The 23,144-nt window shown below is 65.7% G+C and carries 32 protein-coding genes and 1 pseudogene; 8 read left to right on the top strand and 25 right to left on the bottom strand.

The genetic code is table 11. From position 1 onward, the window contains the following. Nucleotides 1-21: 21 nt before the first annotated feature. Nucleotides 22-918 carry a helix-turn-helix transcriptional regulator gene (locus tag FBY30_RS08955; RefSeq protein ID WP_142132559.1) on the bottom strand — a complete coding sequence of 299 codons (897 nt, stop codon included), beginning with the start codon at nt 916-918 and terminating at the stop codon, nt 22-24. 140 nt (nt 919-1,058) lie between these two features. Between FBY30_RS08955 and FBY30_RS08960 the strand changes: the two genes are divergently transcribed. Further along, the gene (locus FBY30_RS08960) at nt 1,059-2,075 is read left to right on the top strand and encodes a zinc-dependent alcohol dehydrogenase family protein (protein WP_142132560.1); all 1,017 of its coding nucleotides are present in this window, start codon (nt 1,059-1,061) and stop codon (nt 2,073-2,075) included. A 142-nt stretch (nt 2,076-2,217) separates the two neighbouring features. Beyond that, on the top strand, nt 2,218-3,258 hold the full coding sequence (locus FBY30_RS08965; RefSeq protein WP_142132561.1) for an NAD(P)-dependent alcohol dehydrogenase: 1,041 nt from the start codon (nt 2,218-2,220) through the stop codon (nt 3,256-3,258). Nucleotides 3,259-3,357: 99 nt separating this feature from the next. Here FBY30_RS08965 and FBY30_RS08970 read toward each other — a convergent pair whose 3' ends face one another. The 15 genes and pseudogenes from FBY30_RS08970 to FBY30_RS20630 form a co-directional block, all read right to left on the bottom strand. Then, nucleotides 3,358-4,395 carry a nitronate monooxygenase gene (locus FBY30_RS08970; RefSeq protein ID WP_142132562.1) on the bottom strand — a complete coding sequence of 346 codons (1,038 nt, stop codon included), beginning with the start codon at nt 4,393-4,395 and terminating at the stop codon, nt 3,358-3,360. 237 nt (nt 4,396-4,632) lie between these two features. Beyond that, nucleotides 4,633-4,755, bottom strand: a pseudogene (locus tag FBY30_RS21220) (SRPBCC family protein); the annotation flags it as partial. A gap of 102 nt (nt 4,756-4,857) precedes the next feature. Beyond that, a complete protein-coding gene (locus tag FBY30_RS08980) occupies nt 4,858-5,190 on the bottom strand; it encodes a hypothetical protein (RefSeq protein ID WP_142132564.1) in 333 nt (110 codons plus the stop codon). Then, entirely contained in the window at nt 5,187-5,768 is a 582-nt protein-coding gene (locus FBY30_RS08985) for an Asp23/Gls24 family envelope stress response protein (RefSeq protein WP_142132565.1), read from the bottom strand. The genes FBY30_RS08980 and FBY30_RS08985 overlap by 4 nt, the downstream gene beginning before the upstream one ends. After that, nucleotides 5,765-6,331, bottom strand: coding sequence for an RNA polymerase sigma factor (locus FBY30_RS08990; RefSeq protein ID WP_142135059.1), 567 nt, complete (start codon nt 6,329-6,331; stop codon nt 5,765-5,767). Before FBY30_RS08990 ends, FBY30_RS08985 begins: the two co-directional genes overlap by 4 nt. 117 nt (nt 6,332-6,448) lie before the next feature. Next, the gene (locus FBY30_RS08995; protein ID WP_142132566.1) at nt 6,449-6,679 is read right to left on the bottom strand and encodes a CsbD family protein; all 231 of its coding nucleotides are present in this window, start codon (nt 6,677-6,679) and stop codon (nt 6,449-6,451) included. Nucleotides 6,680-6,691: 12 nt separating this feature from the next. Next, on the bottom strand, nt 6,692-7,339 hold the full coding sequence (locus FBY30_RS09000) for a hypothetical protein (RefSeq protein ID WP_142132567.1): 648 nt from the start codon (nt 7,337-7,339) through the stop codon (nt 6,692-6,694). Next, nucleotides 7,336-7,917, bottom strand: coding sequence for a hypothetical protein (locus tag FBY30_RS09005; RefSeq protein WP_142132568.1), 582 nt, complete (start codon nt 7,915-7,917; stop codon nt 7,336-7,338). Before FBY30_RS09005 ends, FBY30_RS09000 begins: the two co-directional genes overlap by 4 nt. Beyond that, nucleotides 7,914-8,285, bottom strand: a complete 372-nt coding sequence (locus tag FBY30_RS09010; RefSeq protein ID WP_142132569.1) for a hypothetical protein — start codon at nt 8,283-8,285, stop codon at nt 7,914-7,916. Before FBY30_RS09010 ends, FBY30_RS09005 begins: the two co-directional genes overlap by 4 nt. Next, nucleotides 8,282-8,473 carry a DUF2273 domain-containing protein gene (locus tag FBY30_RS09015; protein ID WP_142132570.1) on the bottom strand — a complete coding sequence of 64 codons (192 nt, stop codon included), beginning with the start codon at nt 8,471-8,473 and terminating at the stop codon, nt 8,282-8,284. The genes FBY30_RS09010 and FBY30_RS09015 overlap by 4 nt, the downstream gene beginning before the upstream one ends. Then, nucleotides 8,470-8,949, bottom strand: coding sequence for an Asp23/Gls24 family envelope stress response protein (locus FBY30_RS09020; RefSeq protein ID WP_142132571.1), 480 nt, complete (start codon nt 8,947-8,949; stop codon nt 8,470-8,472). The genes FBY30_RS09015 and FBY30_RS09020 overlap by 4 nt, the downstream gene beginning before the upstream one ends. Before the next feature lie 196 nt (nt 8,950-9,145). Beyond that, entirely contained in the window at nt 9,146-9,340 is a 195-nt protein-coding gene (locus FBY30_RS09025; protein ID WP_142132572.1) for a hypothetical protein, read from the bottom strand. A 244-nt stretch (nt 9,341-9,584) separates the two neighbouring features. Continuing rightward, on the bottom strand, nt 9,585-10,346 hold the full coding sequence (locus FBY30_RS09030) for a GAF and ANTAR domain-containing protein (protein ID WP_142132573.1): 762 nt from the start codon (nt 10,344-10,346) through the stop codon (nt 9,585-9,587). Next, nucleotides 10,343-10,594 carry a hypothetical protein gene (locus FBY30_RS09035; RefSeq protein ID WP_200830662.1) on the bottom strand — a complete coding sequence of 84 codons (252 nt, stop codon included), beginning with the start codon at nt 10,592-10,594 and terminating at the stop codon, nt 10,343-10,345. Before FBY30_RS09035 ends, FBY30_RS09030 begins: the two co-directional genes overlap by 4 nt. After that, nucleotides 10,591-10,737 carry a hypothetical protein gene (locus FBY30_RS20630; protein WP_160141456.1) on the bottom strand — a complete coding sequence of 49 codons (147 nt, stop codon included), beginning with the start codon at nt 10,735-10,737 and terminating at the stop codon, nt 10,591-10,593. The genes FBY30_RS09035 and FBY30_RS20630 overlap by 4 nt, the downstream gene beginning before the upstream one ends. Nucleotides 10,738-10,957: 220 nt before the next feature. Between FBY30_RS20630 and FBY30_RS09040 the strand changes: the two genes are divergently transcribed. Then, nucleotides 10,958-11,692 carry a GAF and ANTAR domain-containing protein gene (locus FBY30_RS09040; RefSeq protein WP_142132574.1) on the top strand — a complete coding sequence of 245 codons (735 nt, stop codon included), beginning with the start codon at nt 10,958-10,960 and terminating at the stop codon, nt 11,690-11,692. Nucleotides 11,693-11,730: 38 nt separating this feature from the next. Here FBY30_RS09040 and FBY30_RS09045 read toward each other — a convergent pair whose 3' ends face one another. Next, the gene (locus tag FBY30_RS09045; RefSeq protein ID WP_142132575.1) at nt 11,731-12,459 is read right to left on the bottom strand and encodes a Type 1 glutamine amidotransferase-like domain-containing protein; all 729 of its coding nucleotides are present in this window, start codon (nt 12,457-12,459) and stop codon (nt 11,731-11,733) included. 102 nt (nt 12,460-12,561) lie between these two features. On the opposite strand from FBY30_RS09045, the gene FBY30_RS09050 reads away from it, so the two are divergent. From FBY30_RS09050 to FBY30_RS09060, 3 genes are all read left to right on the top strand, one after another. Then, the gene (locus tag FBY30_RS09050) at nt 12,562-12,894 is read left to right on the top strand and encodes an ArsR/SmtB family transcription factor (protein ID WP_142132576.1); all 333 of its coding nucleotides are present in this window, start codon (nt 12,562-12,564) and stop codon (nt 12,892-12,894) included. Nucleotides 12,895-12,906: 12 nt separating this feature from the next. Continuing rightward, a complete protein-coding gene (locus tag FBY30_RS09055; RefSeq protein WP_142132577.1) occupies nt 12,907-13,404 on the top strand; it encodes an SRPBCC family protein in 498 nt (165 codons plus the stop codon). 154 nt (nt 13,405-13,558) lie between these two features. Beyond that, nucleotides 13,559-14,152 (top strand): J-domain-containing protein, encoded by a 594-nt coding sequence (locus tag FBY30_RS09060; RefSeq protein ID WP_142132578.1) that lies wholly within the window; start codon nt 13,559-13,561, stop codon nt 14,150-14,152. Here FBY30_RS09060 and FBY30_RS09065 read toward each other — a convergent pair. Both FBY30_RS09065 and FBY30_RS09070 read right to left on the bottom strand, forming a co-directional pair. Beyond that, nucleotides 14,149-14,742, bottom strand: a complete 594-nt coding sequence (locus FBY30_RS09065; RefSeq protein ID WP_200830663.1) for a GNAT family N-acetyltransferase — start codon at nt 14,740-14,742, stop codon at nt 14,149-14,151. The two genes, FBY30_RS09060 and FBY30_RS09065, sit on opposite strands and share 4 nt — an antisense overlap. 49 nt (nt 14,743-14,791) lie before the next feature. Beyond that, nucleotides 14,792-16,963 (bottom strand): transglycosylase domain-containing protein, encoded by a 2,172-nt coding sequence (locus FBY30_RS09070; protein ID WP_142132580.1) that lies wholly within the window; start codon nt 16,961-16,963, stop codon nt 14,792-14,794. A 177-nt stretch (nt 16,964-17,140) separates the two neighbouring features. Between FBY30_RS09070 and FBY30_RS09075 the strand changes: the two genes are divergently transcribed. Next, nucleotides 17,141-17,767 carry a PadR family transcriptional regulator gene (locus FBY30_RS09075; RefSeq protein WP_142132581.1) on the top strand — a complete coding sequence of 209 codons (627 nt, stop codon included), beginning with the start codon at nt 17,141-17,143 and terminating at the stop codon, nt 17,765-17,767. Nucleotides 17,768-17,770: 3 nt separating this feature from the next. On the opposite strand, the gene FBY30_RS09080 is transcribed toward FBY30_RS09075, so the two are convergent. From FBY30_RS09080 to FBY30_RS09090, 3 genes are all read right to left on the bottom strand, one after another. Then, nucleotides 17,771-19,096 carry an ammonium transporter gene (locus FBY30_RS09080; protein ID WP_142132582.1) on the bottom strand — a complete coding sequence of 442 codons (1,326 nt, stop codon included), beginning with the start codon at nt 19,094-19,096 and terminating at the stop codon, nt 17,771-17,773. 323 nt (nt 19,097-19,419) lie between these two features. Further along, a complete protein-coding gene (locus FBY30_RS09085) occupies nt 19,420-20,214 on the bottom strand; it encodes a carbon-nitrogen hydrolase family protein (RefSeq protein WP_142132583.1) in 795 nt (264 codons plus the stop codon). Between the two features lie 80 nt (nt 20,215-20,294). Further along, on the bottom strand, nt 20,295-20,528 hold the full coding sequence (locus FBY30_RS09090; RefSeq protein ID WP_142132584.1) for a DUF2630 family protein: 234 nt from the start codon (nt 20,526-20,528) through the stop codon (nt 20,295-20,297). An 85-nt stretch (nt 20,529-20,613) separates the two neighbouring features. Here FBY30_RS09090 and FBY30_RS09095 point away from each other — a divergent pair, with 85 nt between their 5' ends. Further along, nucleotides 20,614-21,012 carry a hypothetical protein gene (locus FBY30_RS09095; RefSeq protein WP_142132585.1) on the top strand — a complete coding sequence of 133 codons (399 nt, stop codon included), beginning with the start codon at nt 20,614-20,616 and terminating at the stop codon, nt 21,010-21,012. 22 nt (nt 21,013-21,034) lie between these two features. Here FBY30_RS09095 and FBY30_RS09100 read toward each other — a convergent pair whose 3' ends face one another. The 3 genes from FBY30_RS09100 to lhgO all read right to left on the bottom strand — a co-directional run bounded on the left by FBY30_RS09100 (nt 21,035) and on the right by lhgO (nt 23,105). Then, complete coding sequence (locus FBY30_RS09100) at nt 21,035-21,367, bottom strand: DUF202 domain-containing protein (RefSeq protein WP_142132586.1); 333 nt, start codon at nt 21,365-21,367, stop codon at nt 21,035-21,037. A gap of 4 nt (nt 21,368-21,371) precedes the next feature. Continuing rightward, entirely contained in the window at nt 21,372-21,776 is a 405-nt protein-coding gene (locus FBY30_RS09105; protein WP_142132587.1) for a YidH family protein, read from the bottom strand. Between the two features lie 126 nt (nt 21,777-21,902). Further along, the gene (gene lhgO, locus FBY30_RS09110) at nt 21,903-23,105 is read right to left on the bottom strand and encodes an L-2-hydroxyglutarate oxidase (RefSeq protein ID WP_142132588.1); all 1,203 of its coding nucleotides are present in this window, start codon (nt 23,103-23,105) and stop codon (nt 21,903-21,905) included. Between the last annotated feature and the right edge of the window lie 39 nt (nt 23,106-23,144).

The raw sequence follows: 23,144 nt of genomic DNA on the forward strand, positions 1-23,144 counted from the left end.
CACCGCCCAGGGCCAGGCCTGTTACTGTCTGCCCACCTTTGCCTGCGCCGTTTCCACAATGTTTTCGGTGACCGCCCACGAGGCCAGGAGCTGGAGGGCTTCCGCTGAGGGGCTGCCCGGGGTGGCCGGATAAACGGTCAGGGTATGTCCGGGGTCCTCTTCCAGCCCCAGGACCTGGTAGTTCAGCTCAAGCAGGCCAACCACAGGGTGCTGGAAGAACTTGGTCCCGGCGTAGTGGCGGCGGACGTTGTGGGCGGCCCACAGGGTGCGGAACTCATCGCTGCGCATGGACAGTTCCCCGATGAGTTCGGCGATGCCCTTGTCATGCGGGTTGCGACCGGCCTCGCGGCGGAGGATGGCCACGTTGGTGTTGGCCGCCCGGTCCCAGTCCGTGTAGAAATTGTGGGCGCGGGGGTCCAGGAAGATGAACCGGGAATGGTTGGCCGGCCGCGACGGGTTGCGGTACATGTCCGAGTAGAGGGCGTAGCCCAAGGTGTTGGCGGCCACGATGTCCAAGCGGTTGTTGCCGATGAAGGCCGGTGCGTCCGTGATGGCGTCCAGGAGGTACTGCAGCTCCGGCCGAACCTTTGCAGGGACTGCAGCCCCGGCGCTCGCCGCCCGCTTGCGGCCCGACGTGTTGGCCGCCCGGGCCAGGTCATAGAGGTGGTCATGCTCGGCGCGGTCCAGTTCCAGCGCGCCGGCAATGGCGTCCAGGACACTGTCCGAAACACCGCTGAGGTTTCCCCGTTCCAGGCGCGTGTAGTAGTCCACGCTGACGCCGGCCAGGCGGGCCACTTCCTCGCGCCGCAGCCCCGGTACCCGGCGGCGGCCGCCGTACGGTTCGATGCCTGCCTGCTCCGGGGTGATGCGCCCACGGCGGGAGGACAGAAACTGCCGGACCTCGGCTCGGTTATCCATAAGGAAAACGTTACGACGATCGGCGCAACGCTAAGGAGGTACTGCCAGAACCAGTTTCAGCAGGACCCTCGCTAATGGTTCACGGGCCGGGTTTGATGGGATTGTCCGCTTTCAGCCTTTCACTCTTTGGAGGACCCAGCATGCGCGCAACCATCATGCACGCCCCCGGCGACGTCCGCGTCGAGGACCGCGACCAGCCCGCCATCCAGCAGCCCACGGATGCCGTCATCAAGGTTGTTGCCGCCTGCGTCTGCGGGTCGGACCTGTGGCCCTACCGCGGCGCCGACGTCCTCCACGAACCCAGGGCCATGGGCCACGAGTACGTGGGAATCGTCGAAGAAGTGGGCGCGGACGTGAAGAACGTGCAGGCAGGCCAATTCGTTGTGGGGTCCTTCTTTGCCTCGGACAACACCTGTGGGATCTGCCGCTCCGGCTACCAGACCGGCTGCGTGCAGCGGGAGGGCGTGGGCGGCGCCCAGGCCGAGTACCTGCGCGTCCCGCTGGCAGACGGCACCCTGGTCGCCACCCCGGAGATGCCCGACGCCGGCAAGGTTCCGTCACTGCTGGCCGCCTCCGATGTCCTGGGTACAGGATGGTTCGCTGCCAAGGCGGCCGAGGTGGGGCCCGGCAAGACAGTGGCGGTAGTGGGCGACGGCGCCGTAGGGCTTTTGGGAATCCTGGCGGCAAAGCAGATGGGCGCCGAGCGGATCATTGCAATGTCCCGGCACGCTGACCGGCAGGCGCTTGCCCGGGAGTTCGGGGCCACCGAGGTGGTGGAAGAGCGCGGCGATGCGGGGGTGCAGAAGATCAAGGAGCTCACCGAAGGGCTCGGGGCGCACTCCGTCATCGAGGCTGTGGGCACGCAGGAATCGATGATGCAGGCTATCCAGGCCACCCGCGCCGGCGGCCACGTCGGTTTCGTGGGCGTATCGCATGACGTGGCCCTGCCCGGCCGCGAGCTGTTCTCCTCGCTCGTGCACCTGCACGGCGGTCCTGCTCCGGTCCGGGAGTACCTGCCCGAGCTGATCGACCTGATCCTGGGCGGCGACATCGATCCCGGAAAGGTGTTCGACCTCGAACTTCCGCTTGACCAGGCTGCCGACGCCTACAAGGCCATGGATGAACGGCGGGCCATCAAGGTGCTCCTCCGCCCGTGACCAGGTTCCGTCCAGGCTTCGCCAAAGGTAGGACTCAGAAGACCAGGCACAACAGGGCCACCCTGGCCCACCCTTTTCCGGGGTTTGCTCCGAACAACCCCGGTAGCATTTAAAAGTCCCCCCAACAGATCACAGGAGAACCATGACTACCGTCAAGGCTTATGCATCCCCGTCCGCCACGGAGGACCTGGTGGCAACCACCATTGAGCGCCGCGAAGTGGGTCCGCACGATGTCCTGATCGACATCAAGTTCGCCGGCATCTGCCACTCAGACATCCACACAGTCCGCGGTGACTGGGGCCCGCAGCAGTACCCCCTGGTTCCCGGCCACGAAATCGCCGGCATCGTCACCGAGGTCGGTTCCGAGGTGACCAAGCACAAAGTTGGCGACCGCGTTGGTGTTGGCTGCATGGTCAACTCCTGCAAGGAGTGCGTCAACTGCCAGAAGGGCGAGGAGCAGTACTGCCTCAAGGGCAACGTTGGCACCTACGGCGCCGTCGACCGCGACGGCACCATCACCCAGGGCGGCTACTCCACCCACGTGGTGGTCACTGAAGACTTCGTCGTGAACATCCCCGAGGGCATCGAACTCGACGTCGCCGCACCCCTGCTGTGCGCCGGCATCACCACGTACTCCCCGCTGCGGCACTGGGGCGCCGGCCCCGGCAAGAACGTTGCCGTCGTCGGCCTCGGCGGCTTGGGCCACATGGCCGTCAAGCAGGCTCACGCCATGGGCGCCGAGGTGACGGTCCTGTCGCAGTCGCTGAAGAAGCAGGAAGACGGCCTGAAGCTGGGCGCTGACCACTACTACGCAACCAGCGACGAGAACACCTTCTCCGAGCTCGCGGGCAGCTTCGACCTGATCATCAACACGGTCAGCGCCTCGATCGACATCAGCTCCTACCTGGGCCTGCTGAAGCTCGACGGCGCCCTGGTCAACGTCGGTGCCCCGGCCGAGCCGCTCCCCGTCAACGCCTTCGCACTGATCGGCGGCCGCCGTTCCTTCGCCGGCTCCATGATCGGCGGCATCCGCGAGACCCAGGAGATGCTCAACTTCTGCGCCGAGCACCACCTGGGCGCCGAGATCGAGGTCATTCCGGCAGAAAAGATCAACGAAGCCTACGAGCGAGTCCTCGCCTCGGACGTCCGGTACCGGTTCGTGATCGACACCGCCACCCTCTAAGGCACCACGCACGCACGGCGGGCCGGCTCCCACAAGGGGCCGGCCCGTCGTCGGGCTTTAACGAACGGACGACTGCGGGCCAAGCCTTTGGCTCAAGGCTTACGGCGCGAGGCGCTTGAGGATTTCGACGGCGGGCCCTTCAACGACGTTCCGGTAGTTGATGCCGGCCCACAGGTTCAGCCAGTCCGGTTCCCCTGCCGCTGCGGCCGCGGCGCGCAGGGGAGTGGTCAGGTGGTGGATTTCGGGATAGCCGTAGGGGGCGTCGGCATCGTGGCGGCGCATGAATTCGTTGTGCAGTCCCCTGGCGTTGCGGCCCGAGAAGACCCGGGTGACGGCCGTTGTGGTGAACCGGTGGGACGACGTCAATGCGGCCCGGTGCGTGGCCTTGGTTCCCGCTTCGTCCGCGCAGAGGAATGCGGTGCCGGCCTGCACCGCTGCGGCACCGACGGCGAGCGCGGCCCGGGTGTGCTCCGCAGTGGCAATGCCGCCCGCCGCGATGAGCGGCACCTCCAGATCGGACAACTCGCCCAGGATCCCATGAAGGGGCACCAGCGGAGGAGGCGCATCGGCCTTGAAGGTGCCACGGTGGCCGCCAGCCTCCGGGCCCTGCACACATAAGGCATCCGCCCCTGCCGCCAGGACCCGAAGCGCCTCTTCCCGGCCCGTGACCGTGGCTAGCACGTACATTCCGCGCTTCTGGAGTTCCTCCACCACGCTGGATTCTGGGAAATCGAAAGTGAACGAGACGACTGCCGGTGCGAGCTCCAGCAGTGCTTCGAGCTTTTGATCCCAGTCGTCATCGTCGTGCTTCGGCTCGCCCAGGTTGACGCCAAACCGTTCAGCATCAGCGGCCAAGGAATCTGCATACTGCTGCAGGGCTTCGGGTCTGATGACCGAGGGCTGGGGGACAAAGAGGTTGACGCCGAAAGGGTGCGTTGTGAGCGACCTGGTGGTCTCGATCTCTGCACGCATGGCTGCCGCGCTCTTGTAGCCCGCCCCAAGGAATCCGAGGCCGCCCGCGGAACTCACCGCTGCCGCCAACTGAGGTGTGGAGGGTCCGCCGGCCATCGGGGCCTGGACCACGGGCAGCGCCAATGACCTAAGACTGAACCTTTTGGCGTGGTGCTGCGTATCCATCTGCCCTCCCCGTCGTCTGCATGTACCTGACGAATGCTACGCCGGTAAGGGATTCCGTTCGATGTGGCCAGGGGCAGTTGCCTGGGTCAGCGCTGGCCGGCTTCGACCAGGAGCTTGAGGTTCTCGAGCGTCTGCTCGCGGGCGCATTCCTGCATGCGCTCGATGATGAGTTCGTCCACGAACTTTCCCACCGCGCTTTCCCGGGACGTTGTAGACGGTTCCCACACCGCCGTCGCCCTCGATCTTCTCCGCCTCGCCCAGGTTCACCCACCAGGACGCCCAATGCCTGGGGTCTGACGCTACCTCCACGACGCGGTCCACCGGTGCGTTGATCGCCGTGCTCACCTTGATATGGCCCATGGGATTCTCCTTGTGCTCGCGGCCGGACAGGTGTGGTGAACAGACGCTACCGGCAGCCCTGCCCGGCCAAACAGGGGCAAAGGGCCCCTGGAGGAGATGCCCCTAAACGCCTGTGGTGGGGCGGGCGGGTGCGATCCGCACCACCGTGACTTTGACCGCGGCTTCGGCGGGGGAGAGGCTGCTGTGCACCGCCGCGGCCACGGCCCGCACCACGTGGGGCGTCCGGGCGTCGGGGCTGACGCCGATGCGGACATTGACCTCCGTGCGGCCGCCTACGTCCCGGGCCTCGACCAGCTGCGCGTCCCCGGCACCGCCGTTGCCGGGCTGCATAAGGGATGCCACCCGGCCCGGAAGCCGCTGCCAAAGGTTCCGGGCGGGAAAGACCTCGGTGACGCCGTCGACCGCCAGGATGGCCGCTTGCAAGGGGTTGGTCACAGTTCCTCCCGGGGAGCGTCGATGATGTCGGTGATGGTGATGTCGATCGCGGCCACATTCAATTCAGTGTGGCGCGCCAGCGCCTCTGCCAGATCCGCGCGAAGGGACGCGGCGCTGGGCATCAGCGGGTGGCCGAACAGGACCGCAAGGTCCAACCGCACGCTCACCGGCTCTCCGGGTACGGTGACGTCGCCGTCCAGCCGGACCTTTCCGGCCACCGCCCCGGGCAGGCTGTCCGTCACGGAGCGCACCAAGGCAAGGACCGACCCCTCGGTTTGGGACAGCGTATCCGCTGGATCGTCCGCGCGCAGCGGGATGCTTCGGCCCGGGCGCAGCTCCAGCGCCAGGTGGGCCAGGATGTCCTTCATCCAGTCATCGTTACCGCTGCCGGCAGCCGCAAGGTCACTGGCAAACAGTTCTTCACCGGCAGCGGAGAGCCTGCGAAGCGAATCGAGGCCGCTGCGGCATTCCGGGCAGGATTCAAGGTGGGGCGGGTCGGGGAACTCACCGGTGTCCAGGTAGAGGCTCAGTTCCTCGAGCGTATGGCCGCACTCGAACGTCTCGTGGGGCATGCTCATCGCCAATCTTCCATTTCGCGGACCAGTGTAATCCGGGCCCGGGCAAGCCGCCCCCGGACACTGGCTGGGCTGATGTTCAGGGTCCGGGCAATCTCTTCATAGCTTTGGCCGTTGATTTCCTTCAGGATCCAGCAGCGACGCTGCTCTTCCGGCAAGGCTGACAACGCAGCCCTCAAGGATGTGATGCCTGCACCGGCCACTACCGCTGTTTCCGGCCCGGCTCCCGGGGAAACAGCGTCCGCCGGCTGGTCATCCTCCGGTCCGGTAAGGGTGGCGTGGTTCCGGCGCCTGCGCAGCAGGTCGATGCTGCGGCTGCCGGTCAGGCGCAGGAGCCAAGCCTTCACGGCGGCAGGTTCCCGCAGGGTGTCCAGCTGCTGCCACGCCTGGACCAGCACCTCCTGCACAACGTCGTCCGCGTCGGCGTAGGAGCCGGTCAGCCGGCGGGCTGAGGCACGCATGTGCGGACCGTAGCGGCGGGCCAGCGTTTCGAACGCCGCCGTATCGCCGTCGGCCGCCCTGCCTGCCAGGATGGCATCGGGGACCACGTCCAGCTGGTCCCGCATCAAGGGTGCTCCTGTCACCGGTTTCTGCTTTCACTATCGGCGCTAGCGCCTGAGGGGCGGCAGGCGGGCCTGCGCGCCGGGAAGGCAGCGCAGGCCTGCCGCGGGGAGAGGAAGTGGCTACTCTTTGCCGAAGCCCTCTTTGACCTTGGCCGCAGCATCCTTGAGGTTGCTGCCGATGCCCTTGGCGGCATCCTTGACCTTTTCGCCCGCCTCCTGCAGCTTGGCCTGGGTCTGGTCGCGCTGGCCTTCGCGTTCCAGTTCCCCGTTGCCGGTCAACTTCCCGGCGCCCTCCTTGGCCGCGCCGAGGTGGTTGGTGGCCGCGTTGTTGAGCTTGTCGTCGAGTCCCATGGTCAATTCCTTTCAATCGGTTCGTGTTTCCTGGCCCGCGCGGTGTGCGCGGGCAAGCTTTGTCGTGGGTCCACTTCCTATTCGGACCAGGACGGTGCTGCGATGACCCAGCAGCGCGTCAATCCCGCTGACCAGTCCTTCGGCCAGGTCTGCCACCTCCCGCGGGGAGGCGCCCTTCCGTGCCTGCAGCGTGAGCCGGAGTCGGGGGGACGTGTTCCGTTTGTTGCGGCGGTTTCCCCGTCCGCGCCACGCCGTCAGGGAGCTCCCGACGACGGCCCGGTTGCCTTCCAGTGCTTCCTCGACTGCCGCTGCCAGGTAGGAGATGTCCACTGCCGTGTCCCCGAGCTCCGGATCCTGCGCCAGGGCCGCTGTGCCGGTCCGCCCGCCGCCCTGCCGGGCCAGCCACACAACACTGATTACCGCGCCGAGGAGCGGCAGCGCCGGCACGGCGAGTGCCCACCAGCTGCCCAGGGGGTCCGGTGCAGGGGCCGTGACCAACAGGTGCCGCCACCTTTCCAGCAGGCCCGAGGTCACGGTGGTCCGCTGCCCCGCAAGGGCCGGGACCAGGGCCGCACCTGCCGCCAGTACTCCCGCCGACAGCAGCACCAGCCCAGTGATGGCCAGGAGGATCCTGTTCAATGCCCTGTTGGTGTTGTTCACCGCCCCACCGCTCCTTCCGTTGCAATCCGCACGTGCGGCGACAAGGCCTTGCGCAGGCGGAGGGCAGCGACTTCGTCCGTTGCTGCCGAGGCGAGGACGTTTGGGTCGAGGGTGATGCCCGACGTCGGACGGACGCGTACCAGCGCACGGTTCCGGGTCACGGTGGTGGCCACCTGCTCCGGGGCCAGGTTGGCGGCCAGGCGTACCCTGCGTGAAATGGCGGCGGCGATTGCTTCGTCGTCCACTACCAGGGCACTGCGTTCGCTGGCCATGGGCCGGCGGCCGCGCTGCCCGCCCGTGACCGCGGCGAGCAGCAGGGCCGCGCCCACTGCTGCAAAGGCGGCTCCGGTCGCCACCAGGCCTGCCGGCAGGACGGCCTTTGGCAGGTCCCGGGCGAGCGCTGCCAGTTGCTGGGGTGAGGCCACAAGCGGTAAGCGGCCCAGCAGGGACAGGATGCTTTCAGTCCCGAGCCACAGGCAGGCCGCCAACAGCAGGACTGCGGTCACGGCCGATAGCCCGGCGCGCGATGAATGCGTCTCCCGCCGGATGATCCGCCTGTTGGTCCTGGCCTGGTTCACGGTTTCCTCCTGTCCTGTTTGGCGTCCACACGGGGTTCAATGGCGCGCCGCCCTGCCCCGGCAATGCGGATATTGATGCGGCCGCAATCCATACCGGTGACCTGGCGGCTAAGGGACGAAATGCCCTGCCTGGCGATGCCCGCCCGTTCGAAGGCTGACTGCTGCTGTCCGGTCCGTCCGAGCAATTGGGGAGTCGGCAGCCTGACCGAGAGGTCCACTCCCAGCTTCCCGGCGTCGTCCGCCAGGGTGGCGGACACGTCGCCGCCCCTGACGCCGAAGGCGCCCGCGGCCACCGCTTCGATGGTGTGCCGCAGTGCTGCCGGTGCGATGCGGGTGTGGCCCAGCCTGGCCGGCCGTGGCCCGGTCACGATGACGAACGGCGGCCGCGCAGGGCATCCAGCACGGCGCCGAGGTCCAGCCTGCCTTCGGCTGCCCTGCCCAGGACGGCTCCGATTCCCATGAAGAGCGCCGTGAGCAGGAACCCCCAGAAGCCGAAGGCCAGGGCGGCCAGAGCCAGGACGGCGCCAGCCGCGGTGGCGGCTGCCAGGGGGCTCATGCAACCCTCGGTTCGCGGGCGGCGTCATCCGAGTCGTCTTCGTCGGACGGGACGTGGATGTCCGTGATGGTGATGTTGACTTCGGTGACCTCCATTCCCACCAGGTCCTCCACTGCCGAGTAGACAGCGTCCCGGGCGTTGTCCGCCACCTGCTGCAGGGGGTGCGGGTACTCCACGACGAGGGTCACGTCCACGGCAACCTGGGTCTGGCCCACCTCGACGCTGACGCCCTGGGTCAGGTCCTTCTGGCCCACTTTTTCGCGAAGGGTTCCCAGGGCCCGGGCTGCGCCGCCGCCCAAGGCGTGCACTCCTTCGATCTCCTGGATGGCGATGCCGGCGATCTTGGCCACCACGCCGTCCGCCACGGTGGTGCGGCCGCGGCCGTCGTGGCCGTTGCCGGAGGAAAGTTCGTGGGTGGGGGCGGCAGCGGCCGTCTTCTGCTGGACCGTTGCGGGGGTTTGGGTCTGCGTGGTCATTTCCGTCGCTCCTTCTCGTTCTGGAACAGCGTTCCAGGGCGCCTCGTGCGCCCTCACAGGTAAGGACGTGGGCAGGAAGGGAAGCGTCACGCAGAAACTTATGTGATCGTTGTCACTTTTGTTTCGGGGCAGAAAAAAGGACGCGGACGACGGCGGGTGGGTCCCGCCGTCGTCCGCGTCCTTTGCTTGGGGCTGCTTACAGCGCCAGTGCCGGCTCATCCCCGCGCACGCTCAGCGTGAAGGTGTTCGGTCCGCTGCAGTGGACTGCAATGCGGCAGGTGGTGGTGTTATGGCGGGAAGAAAGGTCGGAGACCGCGGAGTCGAGGGTCTCGTGGAGCGACGCGCGGTCCCAGATCTTCAGCGTCACGGATTCGGCAGTGTTAAACGTCATTGTTCAGTACTTTCCTGTGTCTAGCCGGTTGTCTGCCGGCGGTGGCCTGTCCGCGCTCGGAGGGTCGGTGGCCTGTGCTCACCGGTGGGCCTCGTTGCGTCACCAGGATGTCAAGGGCGGATGGTTTCCGGCCCTGCGCATCCATAGTGCCCATGCCGATTGAGAGGCCACAACCAAATATGCCGTTTATTGCAAGTGAATCTCATCACGTGTGAGTGGCGACACACGTTTGGAGGCGTCGCGGCTATTCATCGAAATGGGCGGTGATCCTGTCTTCGCCGGAAATCGAAGTTATGACGGTTGCGGCCACTTCCCTGAGCTTGACGTTTCTGGTACTCGAGGCCCGCGTGAGGATGCTGAAGGCGGTATCGCGGTCGCAGCGGTTCTGGGCCATTATCGCGCCCACCGCCATGTCGATTACGGTGCGTGACTGCATGGCGGCGGTCAGGTCGTTCCGCGCTTCGCTGAGCTGTGAGATCCGGATGATCAACCGCAGTGAACTGGCGGCCTGCGCTGCAAAGGTCTCGACGGCCACGATGTCCTCGCCGGAGAATCCGTTGCTCCGGCCGGAGTAGAGATTTAATACGGCTTCCGCGTCCCCCGCCAGGTCCAGCGGGACGGCGAGAATCGAGGACACGCCGTGCTGTGCGGCCGTCCGGACGTAGGGGGACCAGCGTGTTTCTGCGGCCAGGTCCGGCACAAGGAGGGTCGTTCGCTGGTGGAGTGCCGTAAGGCAGGGGCCTTGGCCGAATCCGTTCTGCAGCTCGTCCAGTGCCCTGGCGGCAGCATCACTGGCTGCTACTGCCTGCGGCCTTTTGTTGCGGAGGACTGTCACGCCGCTGTGGATGGTGTTCCCGGCACTGGACAAGCGCGAACTGGCCAGAACTGCCAGTTCCGTGAGGAAAACCCTGATGTCCTGGCTTTCCAGTACCAGCTGCTGAAGTGTCAGTTCCGTTGCGTCCAGAGGCGGTCCCTGCGGTTCCTGGGCCGGGTATTCCTCACTCACTCCTCCCCACCTGCAAACAATTCCCTCATGGCAGTGGAAATCAGCCCCACCTGGGCGGCTGGCAGGTGCAGGGCCTCATTGAGGTAGGCATCCAGCGAGATCTCGTCGGCGTCGCCGCCGAGGCCATAGTAGTAGGTCCACAGTTTGATCAGCGGGACCTCGCTGTCTTGGAAGCGTTTGGCAACTGCCCGCCGCTGTTCGTCGGCTTCCAGCAGGCTGTCCGGGCCGCCGGTCCAGTCCGCGTTCACGAGTGCGCTCCGGTTGCGGGCGCGGCAACTGCCGCTGCCCTCGGCGAGGACAAGGGCAGCGATGCGCCGACGCGGACGAAGGCATCTTCAGGCAGAAGGCTCTGGTGCCCTTCGGTGGCTGTTGGTGGATGGTTGGTGGCCATAGGCCTCGATCCTGGTTACGCCTGAAAGTCCCGGCTAGCGGCCGCCGCTCTTGGCGCGGGACGGCCCGTATATTCAACCCCTGGACCGTGTCCCCCATCCCGAAATCTCCTACCTTTGACACTACGCGCCTTGGCGGGTTTCTGATACAGGAACTTATTCGCTTCAGGTTCGCCGGGCAGGAGCAGCCCCCTGCCGCGTGAACTCACGTAAGCTTGACGAATGTCGAGTTCATCGGAGCATAGATCTGTGCAGGAACTTCAGAGCATTCTGGTGGGCTCGGAGAACGGGGTTGAGTTCCTTTCCGGCCTGTCGCGCCTCGCCGCCGCCGCGGTGTCTGAGGCTTCCGGGGACACCATCGAATGTGCAGTCACCTTGAAGATAAAACGCCGGCCTGCAACTGCTGCCGGCAGCAGTGCTCGGGCTATCGAACTTGACCATATCGAGCAGGAGTTGGGCGACGGCCCCTGCGTTCGGGCGCTCAGGGAGATGGCCCCGGTAATCATCGATGACGTGGACAGGGATCCGCGCTGGCAAACGCTGAACCAGAAGCTGGCTGAGCACGGTGTGCGCAGCACTTTGGGTGTGCCGCTGGAGATCACCGGCGACGCCAGTGCTGCCCTGAACTTCTTTGCCACGAAGCCCGGCGTGTTCACCGCTGACGTCTATGACAAGGCCGTAGGTTTCGCCGCTGCCGCCCACAACACCCTGAATCTTTCCGTTCGAATTAACAACGCGCAGAACAGGGCCGACGACCTCGAAGCGGCAATGCAAAGCCGTACCGCCATCAACCTGGCCTGCGGGGTGATCATGGCGCAGAACCGGTGTTCCCAGGAAGAAGCGATGGAAATCCTCACCAAGGTCTCCAGCAACCGCAACCGGAAACTCCGGGATGTGGCCAGCGAGCTGATCGAGCAGTTGTCGGGCAGCACTGCCAGGACGCACTTCGACGGATAGCCCGCCTCACTCGGATAGCCGGGTGGATAGCGCCCAGCTCAGCCGCCTGTCCTGACGGAGACCGCCGTGGCAGCGCCGGTGCCGCGGATGTCCCAGCAATTGCCGGTTCCCATGACCTTGTAGTCCACGTCGCCGGCTGATTCCACCACCACTGCCGTGTTCTCGTCGATGGCAACTGCCCTCTCCGCCAGCCCGGCCGCCACGGCACCAACTGCCCGGCTCAACGTGCCGGCCTGGGCGGCGTGGACATCCACGGTGAACGGGACCAGGCCCAGGCCCTCACGGACATCCACGGAATCCAGGCCTTCGGAGCATTCCTCCCCGCAGACCTCAACTCCGTTGATCCGGTAACCGCCGATCAGGGCCAGGCCCGGCGCCACCATGGCTCCGGCGGAGAATCCCAAGTAGGGAACGCCCGCAGAGACGAGTTTGAAAATGGCGCCGGCCGCGGGATGGAGGCCTTCCCAGTAACCGGGTGTCAGTCCGCCACCCACCACCACGCCGTCGACTCCCTCAAACCGGGCCGGATCCGCAGGTGCACGAGGGGCCAGCGGCACAACCACTATTTCGCACCCGATCCGGGCCTGAAGGGGTTCTGTGTAAGCGGCCGCCACATCCTGCAGGCTGACTCCCGCACCGTGCACTGCAACGGCAATGCGGGAAGTCCGGCCCTGCCCGGTGTGCTGCCGGACCTCATCCGCGAACGCAGCAAAGACGCCCGGAAAGGCCTCCGGATCCGGGCCCGCCCCAACTAGGAAGATGCTCATGTGCCCCAAAGATACCGGCACTGCCCTCCGTCTTGCTGGCAGCGACATGTCCCATCAAAAACCCATTGACGCCAGCACCTAGCGGGACTAACCTACAACCAAATGGTTGTAGATCAGCTCAGCGAGACCGAAGTGGACCGCCTCTTCCAGGCGTTCGCGGATTCCACCCGGCGGGACATTGTCCGCCGGGTCACCGTGGGCGAGTACTCCGTCTCCGGCTTGGCAGCCCTCTACGCCATGAGTTTTGCCGCCGTACAAAAGCATGTGGCGGTGTTGGAGCGCGCCTCCTTGGTCAGCAAGGAAAAGCGCGGAAGGGAGCAGATCGTGCGCGGCAATCATGAAGGACTTCAAAAGGCCCGGCGGCTGCTCGACGAATATGAACAGGTCTGGCGGCAGCGCGCCGCCACGATGGCAGACATTCTCGCTGAAGGTTAGGACGGCATTGCCATGACAGTCATCAGTACGGAAAAGAATCCCGAGGCCCTGAGCCTCACCGTTGTTGCCGAGTTCGATGCCGGAGTCGAACGCGTCTGGCAGCTTTTCGAGGACCCGCGGCAGCTGGAGCGCTGGTGGGGCCCGCCCACCTATCCCGCCACTTTCCATCACCACGACTTCGTGCCTGGCGGCAAGGCCAAGTACTACATGACAAGTCCCGAAGGGGAAAAATTCCACGGTTGGTGGGAATTCACTGCCATCGAGGCGCCGCGGCAGCTGGAATTCAACGACGGCTTCGCGGACAGCGACGGTAACCCGACAGGGGAGTTCGGCGTCAGCCACGCCACGGTGACCCTGGAACCTCTGGCTGAGCGGACGCGCATGACCATCCTGTCCAGGTTCGAGTCCGAGGAACAGCTGGATCAGATGATGCAGATGGGTATGGAGGAGGGCCTCAAGGAAGCCGTCGGCCAGATCGACGGCATACTGGCCGAGCACGCCAACGCCTGAATTCATGGCACTGCCACCAGCCGGTGCCAGGCGCCAGGGTGAGCGGACGACGGCGGGACGTCCCGCCGTCGTCCGTTCATCTTGGGCGTTGAACGTGCCAGCCGCCCGCTGAATACTGGAAGTTGAGGATTGGGCGAGGGCAGGCGGTGGGGCAATGAGCGGCGGCGCAGGGGATTTCCGGAAGCGGCTGGAGCGGGCGGCTGACATGCGTTCATACCGCGGCGCCGGCATCAGTGCGGAGGAGGAAGCCGCCCTGGATGCCCTCGACGCCCAGGAGCGGGAGAAGCGCAGGAAGGTCAGCGACGCGGCCCGCGCAGAATACCTGGTCCGAGACGCCATGGCGCAGGGCAAGTTCGACAACCTCAAGTACGCGGGCAAGCCGATTCCCGGCCTGGGTGAAAGCTATGACCCCGACTGGTGGGTCAAGGGGCTGATCCAGCGCGAGAACATCAGCGGCCTGGGCCCGGCCGCCATCCTGCTCCGCACCGAGGACGCCGAACTCGACTCAAAGCTGGACGCCCAGTACACGGAGCAGCAGGTCCGGGACGTCCTGCAGGACTTCAACCGGCGGGTCATCGATGCCCGCCGCCAGCTGCAGGGCGGGCCGCCTGTGATCACCAAAACCCGCGACGTCGAGGAGGAAGTGCAGCGCTGGCGCGGGCGGCGTGCCGCCCGCGTGGAGGAAACTCCTGCCGAGCCGGAGCCCGAGCGCTCCTGGTGGAAGCGGCTCTGGAAGGGGAGCGGCTAGGAATTCGGGTTGATGCCCTCGAAGAGCTCGCATACGGCGTTGTAGTACTTGCCTGTCTGGCCACGGTGGCTCAGCCCGATCCTGGTGCACACCTGCTGCGACGCTGCATTCGCGGGATTCGTGACCGCAAGAACCCGTGGCAGGCCGCGTGCAAAGGCATGCCCGAGGACCACTTGGGCCGCCTCGGTGGCGTAGCCGTTTCCCCAGTGGTCCGGGTGGAAATGCCATCCGATCTCCGTGTCACCCGAAGGCTGGAGCGGCAATTCACTTCCCGACGCCGGGATGGACTTGAGGAGCAGCGTTCCGGCGAGTTGGGGCTTGTCAGTTCTTTGTTGGACTGGCTCCGGTCGGGCGGACTCAGCCTGGGCCTTGAGTTGGACGGCCCAGATCGCGTGGACGGGGTGGTCAATTCCGCGCCATCTGTCGATCAGTTCCGAGGCCTCGGCCATGCTGGTCATGACCCGCGGCTTGGTGCCGATGAATCGCTGCACCTCCCAACGCGAGTAGAGGTCAAGTACGAAGGCCGCGTCTTCGGGCTCCCACGGGCGCAGGATGAGCCGCTCAGTTTCGAGGATCGTCACGCCACCCATGGTGCCAGAGGAGCACGACGGCGGCAGTGCCCCTGGCGGGTGTCCGAACCTATGGTTTGTAATTGGGGTTTGGCCCGATCATCGAAGCGGGAGGCGGTGCGAATGGGCCTGCCGGGTAGAGCGGCGCCACCTTGAGCATGTAGTTAGCCCATTGAGGTCCAGCAATCATGTACCCGTCCAAGCGCGGGTAGAAGGTGCCGTTGATGGTCACGTTCTGGCCTGCCCGTTTTTGGCCTTCCAGTGCATCACCAAAGAAAGATGCCGTCACCAGGCCGGTGGTGTACCCCACCACCCAGGTGGAGCCGTTGTTGTTGGAAGTTCCGGTCTTGGCTGCCGTGGGAACCTTGTCCTGCACTTTGGGGTTGATCCAGACGCCCGAGCCCTTCTTCAGGACATCCTGCAGCACGGAGTTAACACCCCGGGCCACGTCCGGTTTGACCGCACCATGGCAGTCCGGCGCCTGGGCCGGCAGCTTGGCTCCGGCAGCATCCTTGATCTCCACCAGTGCGATCGGTGCACAGAACTGGCCCTCCGTGGCAAAGGTGGCAAAGGCGTTTGCCAGCGTGAGGGGAGCGACGCCCGTGCCGCCCAGCAGGTTGCCCAGCTGGTGCATGTTGACAGGCGAGCTGTCCAGGCCGCTGTGCAGGCCCACGGCATCCACCATCTTCTGGATGCCGCAGAAATCCAGCTGGGAAGCGGAAGCGAAGGTGGCGGTGTTGATGGAGTTGTAGAGGCCGTAGTTGACGGGCATGGGCCGGTAGAACCCGTCTTCGGCATTCTGCAGGTCATCGGCAGCGCCAAGGGCCGGGTTTGCCTGGGCTGTGCTGTAGGCCCCAAGAACCTTCCCGCAGCTGTCCCTCCAAGGGAACCCCAGCGGATAGACGCGACGTGAAGCGTCCACTTCGGCGGTGAGCGTCTTGCCCTCGTTCAGCCACTCGGCAAACGTGAAGGGCTTCATGGTGGATCCCGGCTGGAACCCGCCGGAACCGTTAAGGTCATTCCCCTGAGCGTCCCTGGCATCCACGTTGAAGTTCAGGTTGGTATCGAACTTTCCGGGCTGCGGAAGGAAAACCGTGTTTTGGGCCATTGCCAGGATCTTGCCGCTGCCGGGCTGGATGCTGACCAGCGATGCCGCCCAATGGTCCGGGTTCGCTCCTGCTGTTCCATCCACCTGTGCTTGGGCAGCGGCCTGGAGCCGGCTGTCCAGGGTGGTGACGATGGTCAGGCCGCCGCGGTAGAGCCGCCGCTCGCGTTCAGCTTCGGTTGGGCCATACGCGGGATTATTCAGGATCAGGTGGGAAATGTAGTCGCAGAAGTAAGGAGCCATGGTGGCATTGGCGCAGCCCTGCTGCTGGGGGCTGATCTTCAACTGGATGGGCGTCGCCACGGCTTCGTCGTGCTGGGCCTGGGTGATCTTGCCCAGCCGCAGCATCTCGCCCAGGACCTGGTTCCGCCGCACGATGGACTTGTCCGGGTTGGTGGCCGGGTTGTACAGGGTGGGGCTGTTGACCACGCCGGCCAGCAAGGCCGCCTGGGGGAGCGTGAGGTCTTTCGCCGTAGTGCTGAAGAAGTGGCGGGCTGCAGCTTCAATGCCGTACGCGTTGCTGCTGAAGAACACGATGTTGAGGTAGCCCTCAAGGATCTGGTCCTTGCTGTATTTCTTTTCCAGGGTGACGGCGAGCTTCATTTCCCGCAGCTTGTCGCCCAGGTTCTTTTGCCCGTTCAAGACCACCGCGTCCGGCCGGTCCTGGGAGAGTTGCGCCTCGTTCAGGACGTTGGTCACGTACTGCTGCGTGATGGTGGACGCGCCCTGCTCGCCGCCCTTGGTCAGGTTGGACACCAGGGCCCGCAGGATCCCCTGCGGATCCACGCCGGCGTGCTCGTAGAAGCGGCTGTCCTCGATGGCGATGATGCCGTTCTTGATGAAAGGCGACATCTGGTCCAGCGGCACCTGCACCCGGTTTTCCGCATAGAACGTCGCGATTGTCTGCCCGTCCGCGGTCAGGACCTTCGTGGCCTGCGACGGCGGCTGCACCGTGAGCTCCGAGGGCAGCTTTTCGAAGAAATCAATGGAGGAGCTAACCCCCATCCCCGCTGCGGCGACGGCAGGAACCACCAGGCTCGCCACCAGGACGCCGCACATGACACTGGCTGCCAGGAACCCCAGGATCCTTCCCAAGGCCGCGTTGAAACCCTGCCTGCGCTTCCGCTTCTTCGCCATTCCTCAGCCCTCGTGCTCGGAGGTGGGACCAGAATACGCTCACGCCAAGGACGGAAACAGAGGCGGAAAGGTCAGGATTTGGTCACGTCCAACCGTTGACGGGCGATATTTACCGATATATCTTTAAATATCGCTGAAGTTAGAGCGACTATCTATCAACGGAAGGACGATGCCACCATGAACGGCCTGTTTGATGACAAAAATCCCCGTCCTGGGTTCGGCCGGGGACGCTTCGAGCGGGGAAGGGGCCACAAAGGTCCGCACGGGCACAGGGGTCCCGGCTTTGGCCCGGGGTTTGGCCCCGGATTCGGTCCCGGTTTTGGGCCAGGCTTTGGCCCGGGTTTTGGTCCCGGCTTCGGGCGGGGCGGCCGGCGGGCCAGCCGGGGTGATGTCCGCGCGGCGATCCTCTCGCTGCTGGCGGAGGCGCCTTCGAATGGTTACGGACTGATCAAGACCATCGCCGCAAAGACCGGCGGGATGTGGCGCCCCAGCCCCGGATCGATCTATCCCACACTGCAGCAACTGGTGGACGAAGGCCTGATCGAGGCCCTCAGCGAGGGCCGGGGAACTGAGTTTGCCCTGACCGACGCGGGCAAGGCCTACGTGGCGGAGCATGCGGAGGAAATGGAGAACGCCTGGAACGCCGAGCCGGACAGTGCTGACCGGGACTTCCACCAGAGCATTGGCAAGCTCATGGGGGCCATTCACCAGTTCCGCAGCGGAGTGTCGGAGGAACAGCGGGCCGCCGCCATTGAGAAAATGGACGAAACGCGGCGCGCGCTCTACAAGATCCTCGCGGACTAGCAGCTACGCGAAGGAATCTTCCTTCGCGCGCCGATCCGCGGGGACAGCGGCAGGAGCAGTTCCGTGGTGCCCCAGCATGTGGCCCAGGCTGCTGAATCCAGAGCCCATCTCCCCGAACGCGTAGGCGGTCTCGGCGTGCTCGGACAGGTCCACGCCGGCAGTTTCTGCCTCGTGGCTGACGCGGAAGCCCACGGCCTTATTGATGATCCCGGCGATAACCGCCGTCCCGATGCCGGACAGGAGCAAGGTGATGACGACGGCGGCTGCCTGGGCGATGAGCTGCTGGGCACCGCCGCCGTAGAAGAGTCCGCCGCCCATGCCGTCTACGGGCAAGGCGATGAAGCCGAGTGCCAGGGTGCCGATGAGGCCGGCGCCGAGGTGGACGCCCACCACGTCCAGCGAGTCGTCCAGGCCGAAGCGGTATTTGAGGTCCACGAAGACGCAGCACGCGGCTCCCGCCACCAGGCCCAGTCCGATTGCTGCCACTGGGCTGATGTTGGCGCAGGACGGGGTGATTGCCACCAGGCCGGCCACAACACCGGAGGCCGCGCCCAGGGAGGTGGGGTGTCCGTGGCGGATCTTTTCGGTGACCAGCCAGCTCAGCATTGCCGCAGAAGGGGCTACCAGGGTGTTGATCCAAATGAGGCCGGCCTGTTCGACGCTGGTGGCCGCACCGCCGTTGAAACCGAACCAGCCAAACCAGAGGATGGCCGCGCCCAGCATGATGAAGGGGATGTTGTGGGGGCGGTGGTTGGGGTCCTTGGCGAATCCATGGCGCTGGCCCACGATGACGGCCAGCACCAGGGCTGCCGTGCCCGAGCTGATTTCGACGACGGCGCCGCCGGCGAAGTCGATGACCTGGCCGAAGATCCGGGTGACGGCCCCGCCGGCACTCATCAATCCGCCGCCCCAGATCATGTAGGCAAGCGGGCAATAGATGACAGTGATCCATACCGGCACAAACAGTGCCCAGGCGCTGAACTTGGCGCGGTCGGCGATGGCCCCGCTGATCAGGGCCACGGTGATGATGGCGAAGGTGGCGCTGTAGCCGGCCTTGAGCAGGTCAGGGGAACCCATCAGGTCCTGCAGCCCGAAGCTGGTGAAGGGATTGCCAAACAGCCCAAGGAAGCCGTTGCCGGTGGTCATCGAGTAACCCCAGAGGACCCACACCACGCCAACAATCCCTACCGAGATGAAGCTCATCATGATCATGTTGAGGGCCGCCTTGGCGCGGGTCATGCCGCCGTAGAAGAGGCCAAGCCCGGGCGTCATCAGCAGTACCATTGCGGCCGAAATCATCAGCCAGACGTGTTGGGCAGTGATTTCCACCGGTGGGTCCCTTCGCAACGTGATCTTGGTGCGGGACCTGGTTGGCCCCGGAGCATTTCCCCCGGATCCATTTTTGGCGCAGCGTGTTTCAGCCAATGCCGCTTAAAGTTGCGCCCACGTTACACAAATCGCTCCGGCGTGAAGTTCACGTGTCGGCTATGTTTCGGGAATGTAAACGGCTCCTCCGCTTCGGGTGGGCGCAAAAGGCCTGTACCCCTCCAGTTCCCCGTAGCGGCGGGCCAAACGGGCCGCCGGGGGTGAGAACCGGCGTCGCACGCACTTTTGGCTTCTGTTTCGGGGCCATGAACGGCACCTCACCCATGTCAGAACTTGCGGGCGTTGGCCAGGACCGGCAGCTTGGCGCGGACGCCGTCCACAGTTGAGGGATCGATATCGACGACGGCGAGTTCCGGCTTGCCCCCCAACGCCACCACCGCCTTGCCCAAGGGGGTGACGACGGCGCTGTGCCCGATTCCGGTGGGTGCCGTTCCTGCCGGGCCCGCGCCGATGGCCTGGGGGTCGCCCTGGCCGCATGCGACCACGAAGGTGGTGCTGTCCAGCGCCCGGGCGCGCACCAGGAGGTCCCATTGTTCGGCCTTGCCCGGACCTGCGCCCCAGGACGCGCAGACGATGTTCACCTGCGCTCCTGCGTTGGCGTTGGCCGTGAACAAGCCCGGAAAGCGGACGTCGTAGCACGTGGCCAGGCCGAAGACCGTTCCGTCCAACTCGAAGGTCACGGGTGCTTCCCCCGCATCCACTGTTTTTGACTCCGTGAAGCCGAAGGCGTCGAAAAGGTGGACCTTGTCGTAGGAGGCCTCCACTCCGGGACCGGTGACCAGCAGCGTATTGCGGACCCGGCCGTCCTGGCCCGGAGTGAACATGCCGGCCACGACCGTGATCTCCAGCTCCCGCGCCATCCTGCGGACCTCGCTGGCCCACGGGCCGTCAACGGGTTCGGCGATGTCCTTCAGGGAGTGGCCGAAGGCACGCATGGTTGCCTCCGGGAAGACCACCAACTGCGCGCCGGCGTTCTTTGCCTGGGCAGCGTAGTCCCACACCAGCTCAAGGTTGGCGGCGGTGTCGGCGCCGCTGATGATCTGCGCTACTGCGATACGCATGGGGAGCTCAATCTGTTGGTAACGGAAACGGGTGTCCGGGCCAGGGGCCCGGACACCCAGATTAGCGCGGTGAGGCGGACTTACTGCCGGTAGCCCTCAACCTCGCTGATGGGTCGGGCTTCGGCGTCGTCTGGGTTCTCGCCTGAGTCCTTCTTGGCGCGGCGCTGGCGCAGCAGGTCCCAGCACTGGTCCAGGCTCTCTTCCACGTACTTCAGCCGCGCGGGGTCCGGCTGGCCGCCTTCAGAACCCTCCCGCAGCGAGTGCTCCTCCTCCACCAGGGCCTGGATGTGCGTCAAAATGTCCTGATCATTCATGGTTTCCCCTTACTCCGGTCCGGTCCCCTTCAGCGTACGTATCAGCTGCTGAAGCCACCAGTCCCCGCGCTGTACCATCAATTTCATGCCCACTGCGCTCGATATGGCAGGTCCCATCCTGGAAGTGCTCACCTGGTTGTGCCTGCCTGCGGGGCTGGGACTGCTCTTCTACACCGGGTTCCTCCGCCGCTACGTGCACCCCTGGGATGTAGCCGAAGCCGTGGTCTACTCCGATTCCACAGGGGTGGGGTTCCGCTGGTTCGACCGGAAGCACCAGGTGCACAACGCTCCGATGTCCCCGTACGACATCAGGGACATGGCCGTGGGGGAGACCCTGCCCATCTATTACCACCCCAAGCGCCCCACGCAGTGGCAGACCACCCAGCCTGAGGAGGCCGGCAGGACGGCCTCGGTCCTGGGCCGCTGCCTGACCGCGATCGGCTCGGTGGCACTGCTGGCAGGCTTCGTCCTGCCCATGTTCTAGGACTGCTTGCTGGCCGGCATCTTCAACTGGCCAGGACCACAACGATGCCCAGCACGCCCAGCGCGACTCCAGCCACTGCGGTCCACAGCACCGCGGGCAGGTCCGCTTCGATGCTCTCACCGGCCAGCCCATGGGACCTCTCCCGGTACCGGCGGCGCTGGGTGAGGTAGATGGCAAGGGCAGCGCCCCCCGAAACCACCGGCAGCATCAGGATGGGCGCCCCGTACGTGGGAAGCCAGCGCAGGAAGAAGGCGCTCGCGGTTACCAGCGCCAGCATGGTCCGGCCCCACGCAAGGGCCGTCCGCTCCGGCTGGAGCCCGGGATCGCCATGGGGTGCGGGTGCGCGGGACGGCACGGAATCAGCGCCAGAGGATAAAGACCAGAACGACGGCGGCAGCCAGCGCGCCTGCCCCGGCCAACAGGGGCACAAACAGCGGCAGCGGCAGCGGGGCTTTGCTGCGCATGCTCCGTTCCACCCGGAGCCAGCGCACCGCCGCCCCGCCACTCAGCATCATGCCCAGCAGCAGTAGAAGGACCGCCAGGCCTTTGCGGACAGGTTCGATGAAGAGGCCGGACGTGAACGCCTCGATGGCGATGCCGCCCGCCAGCAGCGCAAGGGACGTGCGGATCCAGGCCAGGAAGGTGCGCTCGTTGGCAAGGGTGAAACGGGGGTCCGGTTCCTCACCTCCGGGCAGCAGCCGTTCCGCGATTCTTCCGCGCGACGGCGGGACCGCCTGACCGGACGGCTGCTCACTGTTGATCACCGGGCCAGTTTAGCCGTGTGTGCATGGTGCAGCCGGACAGCCGATTTGGAAACTAAGCATGCTTGCTATTAGTTTGGTTCCAGCCTCTCCGTTTGGCCCCCCAATCAAGCGGAGAGGCTTCCATCTTCAGGCTGCCGGCCGGAGCGCGGCCTTGTCTGCCAAATGTTCACCGATTGGCAGGGCAGCGGTGGCGGCGGGTGACGGCGCGTTCAGCACGTGGATCATCCGGTCCGTCTCCGCCAGCAGGAAATCATGGAGGAGCGTCCCGTCACGGCGCACGGCCTGTGCCCTGATGCCGGCCTCGTACGGCAGCAGGTCCGCCTTGGCCAGGCCGGGAGCGTATTTGCGGCACTCCTGCAGGTAACTGCCTTTGAACAAGGAGTTCCTGGCTTCGCGCACCGCGGTGGCGGCGTTGGACCAGGCCACGTGCCACAGTCCGGGGAAGCGCACGTAGCGGGCCACGTCCTTCAGATCCACGGAAAACTTTGGATACCCCTCGCGGGCCAGGCCCAGCACCGCGTTGGGTCCCACCGTGATGCTGCCACTGATGGTTGGGGTCAGGTGCACGCCCAGGAAGGGCAGTTCGGGGTCCGGTACGGGGTAGATGAGGTGGCGGACGTAGTCCGACTTGGCCGTCGGCAGCTCAAAGTACTCACCGCGGAAGGGAATGATCTGGACGTCGATGGCCATTCCGGCCAGCTCCGCCAGCCGGTCCGACTGCAGGCCGGCGCAGGCCACCAGCCGGCGGCAGGAATACCGTTCCTGTCCGGCTCCCACCTCCACGCGGTCCGGATGTTCCACGATGGAGGTCACCCTGGCTCCCGTCATGACGCGTCCGCCGGCCTCCGTGACGAGCTCCGCCAGCCTGCGGGCTACCTCCCGGTAGTCCACGATGCCGGTGCTGGGAATGAACAGTGCGCCCAGTCCTGCAACGTTGGGCTCGCGCCGGCTGAGTTCTGGCTGGTCGATGCGTTCGCAGTCCAGTCCGTGGATGGCAGCGCGTTCCTCCAGGCTGTCAAGCCGGGCCAGCTCCACCTCCGAGGTAGCCACTAACAGCTTGCCCGGCTCGGCGTACCTGATGCCGTGCTCCCGGCAAAAGTCCTTGGTCTGCTGCGCCCCGGCCTTGCTGAACCGCGCCTTCAAGCTGCCCGGGGCGTAGTAGATGCCGGAATGGATCACCCCGCTGTTGTGGCCGGTCTGGTGGGATGCCAGCGTCTCCGCGGCCTCCAGCAGGACCAACGAGGCTCCCGGCTGCTTCCGCAGCAGCTGGTAGGCGGTTGCCAGGCCCACAATCCCGCCGCCGATAACGCAGTAGTCTGTCCGCTCCACAGCCCCGCCTTTCGTTGTGGCTAGATCCTAACCACCAGC

Origin of the sequence: Arthrobacter sp. SLBN-83, assembly GCF_006715285.1 — a bacterium.
In the GTDB taxonomy this organism is placed as follows: Bacteria; Actinomycetota; Actinomycetes; order Actinomycetales; family Micrococcaceae; genus Arthrobacter.

Bases quoted from the DNA above. Each gene is read 5' to 3' on its own strand.
- FBY30_RS20630 (WP_160141456.1), bottom strand. From the start codon at position 10,737: ATGGCCACCAACCATCCACCAACAGCCACCGAAGGGCACCAGAGCCTT.
- FBY30_RS09060 (WP_142132578.1), top strand. From the start codon at position 13,559: ATGAGCGGCGGCGCAGGGGATTTCCGGAAGCGGCTGGAGCGGGCGGCT.
- FBY30_RS08970 (WP_142132562.1), bottom strand. From the start codon at position 4,395: ATGGATACGCAGCACCACGCCAAAAGGTTCAGTCTTAGGTCATTGGCG.
- FBY30_RS09020 (WP_142132571.1), bottom strand. From the start codon at position 8,949: ATGACCACGCAGACCCAAACCCCCGCAACGGTCCAGCAGAAGACGGCC.
- FBY30_RS08955 (WP_142132559.1), bottom strand. From the start codon at position 918: ATGGATAACCGAGCCGAGGTCCGGCAGTTTCTGTCCTCCCGCCGTGGG.
- FBY30_RS08995 (WP_142132566.1), bottom strand. From the start codon at position 6,679: ATGGGACTCGACGACAAGCTCAACAACGCGGCCACCAACCACCTCGGC.
- FBY30_RS09070 (WP_142132580.1), bottom strand. From the start codon at position 16,963: ATGGCGAAGAAGCGGAAGCGCAGGCAGGGTTTCAACGCGGCCTTGGGA.
- FBY30_RS09050 (WP_142132576.1), top strand. From the start codon at position 12,562: ATGGTTGTAGATCAGCTCAGCGAGACCGAAGTGGACCGCCTCTTCCAG.
- FBY30_RS09040 (WP_142132574.1), top strand. From the start codon at position 10,958: ATGTCGAGTTCATCGGAGCATAGATCTGTGCAGGAACTTCAGAGCATT.
- FBY30_RS08965 (WP_142132561.1), top strand. From the start codon at position 2,218: ATGACTACCGTCAAGGCTTATGCATCCCCGTCCGCCACGGAGGACCTG.
- FBY30_RS09095 (WP_142132585.1), top strand. From the start codon at position 20,614: ATGCCCACTGCGCTCGATATGGCAGGTCCCATCCTGGAAGTGCTCACC.
- FBY30_RS09055 (WP_142132577.1), top strand. From the start codon at position 12,907: ATGACAGTCATCAGTACGGAAAAGAATCCCGAGGCCCTGAGCCTCACC.
- FBY30_RS08990 (WP_142135059.1), bottom strand. From the start codon at position 6,331: ATGCGGGACCAGCTGGACGTGGTCCCCGATGCCATCCTGGCAGGCAGG.
- FBY30_RS09065 (WP_200830663.1), bottom strand. From the start codon at position 14,742: ATGGGTGGCGTGACGATCCTCGAAACTGAGCGGCTCATCCTGCGCCCG.
- FBY30_RS08985 (WP_142132565.1), bottom strand. From the start codon at position 5,768: ATGAGCATGCCCCACGAGACGTTCGAGTGCGGCCATACGCTCGAGGAA.
- FBY30_RS09090 (WP_142132584.1), bottom strand. From the start codon at position 20,528: ATGAATGATCAGGACATTTTGACGCACATCCAGGCCCTGGTGGAGGAG.
- FBY30_RS09075 (WP_142132581.1), top strand. From the start codon at position 17,141: ATGAACGGCCTGTTTGATGACAAAAATCCCCGTCCTGGGTTCGGCCGG.
- FBY30_RS09015 (WP_142132570.1), bottom strand. From the start codon at position 8,473: ATGAGCCCCCTGGCAGCCGCCACCGCGGCTGGCGCCGTCCTGGCTCTG.
- FBY30_RS09085 (WP_142132583.1), bottom strand. From the start codon at position 20,214: ATGCGTATCGCAGTAGCGCAGATCATCAGCGGCGCCGACACCGCCGCC.
- FBY30_RS09025 (WP_142132572.1), bottom strand. From the start codon at position 9,340: ATGACGTTTAACACTGCCGAATCCGTGACGCTGAAGATCTGGGACCGC.
- FBY30_RS08960 (WP_142132560.1), top strand. From the start codon at position 1,059: ATGCGCGCAACCATCATGCACGCCCCCGGCGACGTCCGCGTCGAGGAC.
- FBY30_RS09045 (WP_142132575.1), bottom strand. From the start codon at position 12,459: ATGAGCATCTTCCTAGTTGGGGCGGGCCCGGATCCGGAGGCCTTTCCG.